The 6,664-nt window shown below is 48.9% G+C and carries 8 protein-coding genes; 1 reads left to right on the plus strand and 7 read right to left on the minus strand.

Going from position 1 to position 6,664, the window contains the following annotated elements:
- Nucleotides 1-216: ATP-dependent Clp protease proteolytic subunit (locus B2751_RS03915; RefSeq protein ID WP_290772992.1), on the plus strand; the 216-nt coding region annotated here is incomplete at its 5' end.
- Nucleotides 217-336: 120 nt separating this feature from the next.
- Here the strand turns inward: B2751_RS03915 and B2751_RS03920 are convergent.
- The 7 genes from B2751_RS03920 to kapB form a co-directional block, all read right to left on the minus strand.
- Nucleotides 337-573: a hypothetical protein gene (locus tag B2751_RS03920; protein WP_035409978.1), complete on the minus strand. Its 237-nt coding sequence runs from the start codon at nt 571-573 to the stop codon at nt 337-339.
- 82 nt (nt 574-655) lie between these two features.
- Nucleotides 656-1,612 carry a DNA-binding protein WhiA gene (gene whiA / locus B2751_RS03925; RefSeq protein ID WP_035409981.1) on the minus strand — a complete coding sequence of 319 codons (957 nt, stop codon included), beginning with the start codon at nt 1,610-1,612 and terminating at the stop codon, nt 656-658.
- Nucleotides 1,609-2,607 carry a gluconeogenesis factor YvcK family protein gene (locus B2751_RS03930; protein ID WP_035409984.1) on the minus strand — a complete coding sequence of 333 codons (999 nt, stop codon included), beginning with the start codon at nt 2,605-2,607 and terminating at the stop codon, nt 1,609-1,611. The genes whiA and B2751_RS03930 overlap by 4 nt, the downstream gene beginning before the upstream one ends.
- Nucleotides 2,607-3,476 (minus strand): RNase adapter RapZ, encoded by an 870-nt coding sequence (gene rapZ, locus B2751_RS03935; protein WP_035409987.1) that lies wholly within the window; start codon nt 3,474-3,476, stop codon nt 2,607-2,609. The genes B2751_RS03930 and rapZ overlap by 1 nt, the downstream gene beginning before the upstream one ends.
- A 112-nt stretch (nt 3,477-3,588) precedes the next feature.
- Entirely contained in the window at nt 3,589-4,551 is a 963-nt protein-coding gene (gene trxB / locus B2751_RS03940; RefSeq protein ID WP_023469225.1) for a thioredoxin-disulfide reductase, read from the minus strand.
- A 61-nt stretch (nt 4,552-4,612) separates the two neighbouring features.
- Complete coding sequence (locus B2751_RS03945) at nt 4,613-6,097, minus strand: tetratricopeptide repeat protein (protein ID WP_047393317.1); 1,485 nt, start codon at nt 6,095-6,097, stop codon at nt 4,613-4,615.
- A 96-nt stretch (nt 6,098-6,193) separates the two neighbouring features.
- A complete protein-coding gene (gene kapB, locus B2751_RS03950) occupies nt 6,194-6,574 on the minus strand; it encodes a sporulation phosphorelay system protein KapB (RefSeq protein ID WP_023469227.1) in 381 nt (126 codons plus the stop codon).
- Nucleotides 6,575-6,664: the final 90 nt, after the last annotated feature.

A 6,664-nucleotide genomic window follows, 5' to 3' on the forward strand; every position in this document is an offset into this window, starting at 1 on the left:
CACCAACCACTCGGTGGTACACAAGGTCAAGCATCGGATATCAAAATCCATGCGGAGCGTATCATCAAAATGCGTGAGCACCTCAACAAAATCATGGCTGAAAACACAGGACAACCACTTGAAGTCATCGAACGCGATACAGAGCGTGACAACTTCATGTCAGCACAAGCTGCTGCTGATTACGGTCTCATCGACCGCGTCATGGAACGTGCATAAGTCATCCAGAGTGTCTCCTTCGGGAGGCACTTTTTTTGTATCCATAGAAAATCGAAGCCTTGTCGGTTATCGTTACATACAAAAAAACCTCCCGTTCCTTATAGAACGAGAGGGCGATGATCAGTCGATCAAGTCTGTGATGTCTGAAACGATATCGTGGTTTTCACGAATCAGCGAGTAGATCGCGTTCGCATGTGGCGAAAGCTCTTCTTCTGCTTGTAATTGTTTCAGGAATAAAGATGTTGCGAACGCAACGAGTGTGCTTTTCGGTACACCGATTGCTTTTGCTTTTTTTGTTAACACTTCATCAAACTTCGCATCGACTGTCAGCGAAATACGTTTCTTTTCGTTAGCCATTTCAAAAACTCCTTAATTCGAACATTTAGTTGCATCGACTATATATTATAGTAGACTATGGTTCATCCCGCAAGCGACCCTCTTATATGGCCCCTGTCATCGACTCGCCATTTCGTACTTTTTCAGCGATTTGATCAATCTTCCGCAACCGGTGATTGATCCCTGATTTTGAGATGGAGCCGCTTTCGACCATCTCCCCGAGCTCTTGCAACGTGACGTCTTGATGTGTCACGCGCAAGATCGCGATCTCCTTCAACTTATCCGGTAAGACATCGAGTCCGACCGTTCGCTCGAGGAACTTAATATTTTCGACTTGGCGTAATGCTGCGCCAACCGTCTTGTTAAGGTTCGCCGTCTCACAGTTGACGAGACGGTTGACCGAGTTACGCATATCTTTTAAGATCCGGACGTCCTCGAACCGTAGCATCGATTGTGTCGCATCAACGAGCTTGAGGAAATCAGAAATCTTCTCGCTCTCCTTGATATAAAGGATATGTCCCTTTTTCCGTTCGATTGCCTTTGCGTTCAAATCAAAAACGTTTGATAGACCGCGGAGCGCCGCATTGTGTTCTTCATATAAGCTGAAGATCTCCAAGTGATACGACGACGTCGCCGGATTGTTGAGCGAACCCCCGGCGAGGAACGCCCCTCGTAAATACGCGCGTGCTTTTCGTTCATCGTTTAAGATCGTGTCACTGATGGAACGAATCATCGTGAATCCTTCTCCTAAAATCCCGAGGTCTTGCAAAATCTTATCCGCCTGTTGTTTGACGCGGACGATGTAGACATTATTCTTTTTCAGACGCATTTTCTTCCGAACGAGCAGATCGAGATGAACCCCGTATGCTTTTTTCAAAAGCGAATAGATCCGACGGGCAATCGAGGCATTCTCGGTCGAGATATCGAGTGTCAGACCACGTCCGAGACCGAACGAGATCGCACCGTTCATCCGGGCAAGCGCCGCGAGTTCCGCCTTCATCTCGTGATCAGTAATCGGAATCTGCGTTAATTCTTTTTTGACTTCTGAGGCAAAGCTCATGTCAGCTCCTCCTTTCCTTCGAGTTGACGCATCCGTCGAATCGACAACACTTTTCGCATGACGAGGCTTGCGACGGCATCTGAGTCATGACGAATGAAGTGATGATTGTAATCGACGATATCGTCTGCTAGCACTTCAACGCCTGCTAACTCGAATTGTTTTTCATTATAGGTGACGATGTCAGCGTGATCCTTTTGGTATTTCTTCAGGTAACTCGCATCGATCGATTCGTTGTTGACGATGATCGTATCAACGACGCCTTGTCCGAGGAAGCGTTCGAGTGCCGCTAAATGTTCATTGGCTGTGAACGCTGTCGTCTCACCGGGTTGCGTCATGACGTTACAGATATAGACGACTGGAGCTAGCGATTGCTGGATTGCTTCCCGGATTTCGTCGATCAGAACGTTCGGGATGATACTCGTATAGAGACTACCCGGACCAAGGACGATAACATCGGCATCAAGAATCGCCTGAATCGCTTCCGGTACTGGACGGACGTCTTGTTCCTCGAGGAAGATCCGTTCGATCTTCTTACCGACCTTCGGGATCAACGACTCGCCTTTGACGATCGTCCCATCCTCGAACTCGGCACAAAGCGTGATCGTTCGTTCCGTCGCCGGATAGACTTTTCCTTCCGCGTTCAACAGTTGCCCCATAACACCGATCGCTTCAACGAACGAACCGTTACAAAGTTGGGTTGCTGCCGTCAACATCAGATTTCCGAGTGAATGACCATGCAGTCCTTCCCCGGTCTCGAACCGGTACTGCATGATCCGGTCCATCAATGTCTCTGACTTCGATAAGGAGACGATGACGTTTCGGATATCGCCCGGCGGCAACATATTGAATTCCGTCCGCAAACGACCAGAACTGCCCCCGTCATCAGCAACGGTGACGATGGCTGTGATGTCAAGCGGGTAATGTTTCAGTCCACGAAGAAGCGTCGAGAGTCCTGTTCCACCACCGACAGCGACGACTTTACGTTCCCATTTCATCACTTCTCCCCCTTCGCATACACATAATCCCGGTGATTCGTCTCAATATGATACTGCGTCGCAAATTCTTTACTGATCGCTTCTGCAAACGTGATTGAGCGATGTTTCCCACCTGTACAACCGAGGGCGATGACGAGTTGCGACTTCCCTTCCCGCTCGTATTGCGGAATCAGGAATTCGAGCAGGTCGACGAGTTTTTTATAGAACAGCTTTGCTTCCGGCCATTGCATGACGTACGATGCCACTTCCTCGTCAAGTCCAGTTTTTGGACGCAACTCTGGAATGTAGAACGGGTTCGGTAAGAAGCGCAGGTCAAAGACAAGATCCGCATCAAGCGGTAAGCCATGTTTAAAGCCGAACGACATGACGTTGACCGTGAACGGAATCCGTGTGCCTTCCGTGAACTCCTTTAAGAGACGTTCTTTCAGTGCAAGCGGCTTGATGTCACTCGTATCAATCAGCATCTGTGCTTTATCGCGGAATCCTTCGAGCAACGTCCGTTCACGTTCGATTCCAATCAATGGTGAATCCGTCGGTGCAAGTGGATGCGAACGACGCGATTCCTTGTAACGGCGGACAAGGACATCGTTTCGCGCATCAAGGTACAGCATCCGGATTTGTAAGTCCGTTTTCTTTAAATCCTCATAGACGACAAAAAAGCTGTCGATGAAATCACGCGCGCGGGTATCGATGGCAACGGCGATTTTAGGACGCACTTGTCCAATGACTTCGATGAGATGCGGCAGTAACGTCGGGGGTAGATTGTCGACACAAAAATAGCCTAAGTCCTCAAAGCTGTTCATTGCGACAGTCTTCCCAGCCCCACTCATACCCGTGATGATGACAAGTTGCGGTTGATTCTGTTCCATCTTTTCGCCCTCCAGACAACAGTTCCGTGTGTATTTTTTCGCTTCTTTTTCAGTATATCATAAAAAAAGAGCCAGCTTCACTGAAGTCTCCTTCAATGAAACTGGTTCGATATTATGCGTGTGAGGATTCTTGTAATTCTTCAAGCAACGCTTCAATGAAATGCTGTGCATTTTGCGCTGCGATCGAACCATCGTTCGTTGCTGTAACGACTTGGCGCAATGTTTTTTCACGAACGTCACCAGCAGCAAAGATACCTTTGATGTTCGTTTCCATCGCTTCGTTCGTCACGACGTAACCTTGGTCGTTTAAAATACCGAGATCTTGGACGTAACCTGTGATTGGGTTCATTCCGATGTAGATGAAGACCCCATCAATCGGATGCGTCGTCACGTCAGCTGTTTTTGTATTGATCAGCTCGATACCGCCGACTTTCCCGTCTTGTTCGTTGATCTGTTTAACCGTATGGTTCCAGATGAAGTCGATTTTCGGGTTGTCGAACGCACGTTTTTGAAGGATTTTTTGAGCGCGGAGCTCATCACGACGGTGAACGATCGTGACTTTTTTCGCGAAACGTGTCAAGTAGACACCTTCTTCTACCGCAGAGTCCCCGCCACCGATGACGAAGAGTTCTTTTTCTTTGAAGAACGCCCCATCACAGACCGCACAATACGAGACACCGCGACCGCCGAGCTCTTCTTCTCCCGGTACACCGATTTTTTTATATTGTGCCCCAGACGCGATAATGATTGCCCGTGCGTAGTAATCTTTGTTGTGTGCATGAATCGTTTTGTATGCTTTACCGTCTTCGATGCTTCGAACATCTCCGTACGCATATTCTGCGCCGAATGCTTTCGAGTGGTCGAACATTTTTTGTGAGAGATCTGGTCCGAGGATGCTATCGTATCCTGGATAGTTCTCGATATCTTCTGTGTTCGCCATCTGACCGCCCGGAATCCCGCGTTCGATCATCAATGTCGAAAGGTTCGCACGTGATGCATAAAGTGCGGCTGTCATCCCAGCAGGACCTGCCCCGATGATGATGACGTCATAAATTTTTTGTTCTGTTTCCGCCATGATTCCACCCCATTTATCGTAATCGTTGTAGTTTGAGTATAGGTGAGAATCCCCTAAACGTCTAACACTTTGCTTGCAGCGGTGCCAGCATCCGTTCATGTGTCCGGATCATTGACGCGACATGATCGAACGAACAATCGACGAGCGATGCGCATTCCTCGATCAACATTCCGTCTCGTAAATCATGGAACAGGTAAAGCAGTGATGCCGCGGATGCTTCAATTGAATCGAACGATTCTCCACTTAAGACGAGCTGTGCGAAGCGCTCATAAAAGTCCCCTTCAAGACTCATCCGTTCTTCGTCTGAAACGAATCGTTCTGCAAGACGGATCGTCTGCAATGCCCGGTGAATGCGTTCATCCACGACATCGGTCCGTCCTTCCATCTCGATGACAATCTGTTCCGTCAGTAACAGGACGTCTTCTCGGTCCGTTACTTCTGGCATCATCGACAATGCAAGCCGTGCTTCGGCATCGTTCAGCTTGCCAAGAAGAAGTGCCGTGAAGATGCGCGAGACGTCATCTTCCGTCTTCAACGCTTGGATGAGTGCCGAGCGAAACTGTAGGTTGTGGCGGATGTCATACGTATCCGTTTCTTCCTTTAACGCTTGTGCTTCGTCTGACTTTAAGAAAGCGGCTGCCTCTTCGACATGTCCTGTCTTATAAGCAGATATTGATAACCAGTGCCCAAAGAGGGGATCTCCTCGGTACCCGCGACGCTCGAGCAACTTCAACTCTTCATAGGCGATATCGTATCGTCCGATGATCGCAAGTGTTGATGCGACCTTATAACGTGTCTCAAGATGCACGGAACGGACGTGTTCGAGCTGACGAGAGAGACGATGCGCCTCTTCGTCCTGTCCCATCTCGTGTAGCAAGACGAGCGTGTTACAGAGGGCATGCAAATTCCCCGGGTTTCCTTCAAGGACCCGTTCGAGGGAAGCGAATGCCTGATCATTCTCTCCTAAATAGAACTCGACGATCGCGAGGTTGTTGTAGGCAGGCCAGAACGTCGGGTACTGGGCAATCAGTCCAGTCAACGTCTCCTGTGCCGCGAACAGCATCCCTTTATCGATCTGGCGTTGTGCTTGACCGTGCAGACGAATCAATTCGTCCTCTTCGTCGTCTTCCATCTCTTGTTCGAGATCAATCAGTTCCACGAGTGCGGCCGATGCCTCCGCGTGTTTACCGTTTGGTGCTTGCTCTAAATATTCCATCGCATGCTGTCGCGCTTCTTCATAAAGTGAGACGTGTGCGTAGTTATTCGCTAAATAAAAGAGTGCTTCCGTATTTGATGCGTCGAGTGCACGTACTTGTTTCAAGACATCATTCGCATGATTGATTTCTCCTGTCTCGAATAAGACACGGGCATAACGGAGCAAATAACGGATGTCCGCTGGCTGAAGTGTCGTCGCCTCATCTAAATGATAGACGGCTTCATCCAGTCGCCCTTCCCGGTGCGCCTTCCGTCCGCGGAAATAAAAAAGTTCCGCTTGGCGCGCTGTTATCGCAAAGGGGTCTGCTTTGTATTTGGTTAATTCCATCATGATTCAAGCCCCCATAAATAGTAAACTGGTTTCGTAGTTGCAGACACAAGAATACCCTATCTCTAGAAGGCATGCAACAGAAAAAAACGCCGGAGTTCATCCCCAGCGTTTCGCATAAATCGATTCTAGTTCTTTGTAATTCTCTAAGCATTTTCGTACAAAAGCATCCGTCTCTGGATTCAGTCCTTCAAGACGTGCCACGTCCTTGTCATATGCCTGCCGTAAGCTCGTCGCATAATCGGGAATCTCTCCGTCATACGCATAAACGACTGCGGGCGAAACCGTGATCTTCTCGTGCTTATGCAAGGCGGTCCGGATATGAAACAGCGGGACATCGACTTGGTTCGGTTGATGAAGATCTCCTTGAACCGGATGCTTTTCGACAGCCAGCACCTCCACGACGAGACCTTGTGGACGTTCGGCGAATAATCTTCCGAAATACTTTCCTGTCTTATACGTAAAGCGGATGTGCGTCATCTTTTTTCCTTCTTCCTTCTCACAGTTTTGTCACATTTCGTGCCGGCGAAGCGGCTGACTCGAGACGCGTTCGTTCGGAGCGATGTCCCG

It is taken from the genome of Exiguobacterium sp. UBA6282, from assembly GCF_002440475.1.
In the GTDB taxonomy this organism is placed as follows: domain Bacteria; phylum Bacillota; class Bacilli; order Exiguobacteriales; family Exiguobacteriaceae; genus Exiguobacterium_A.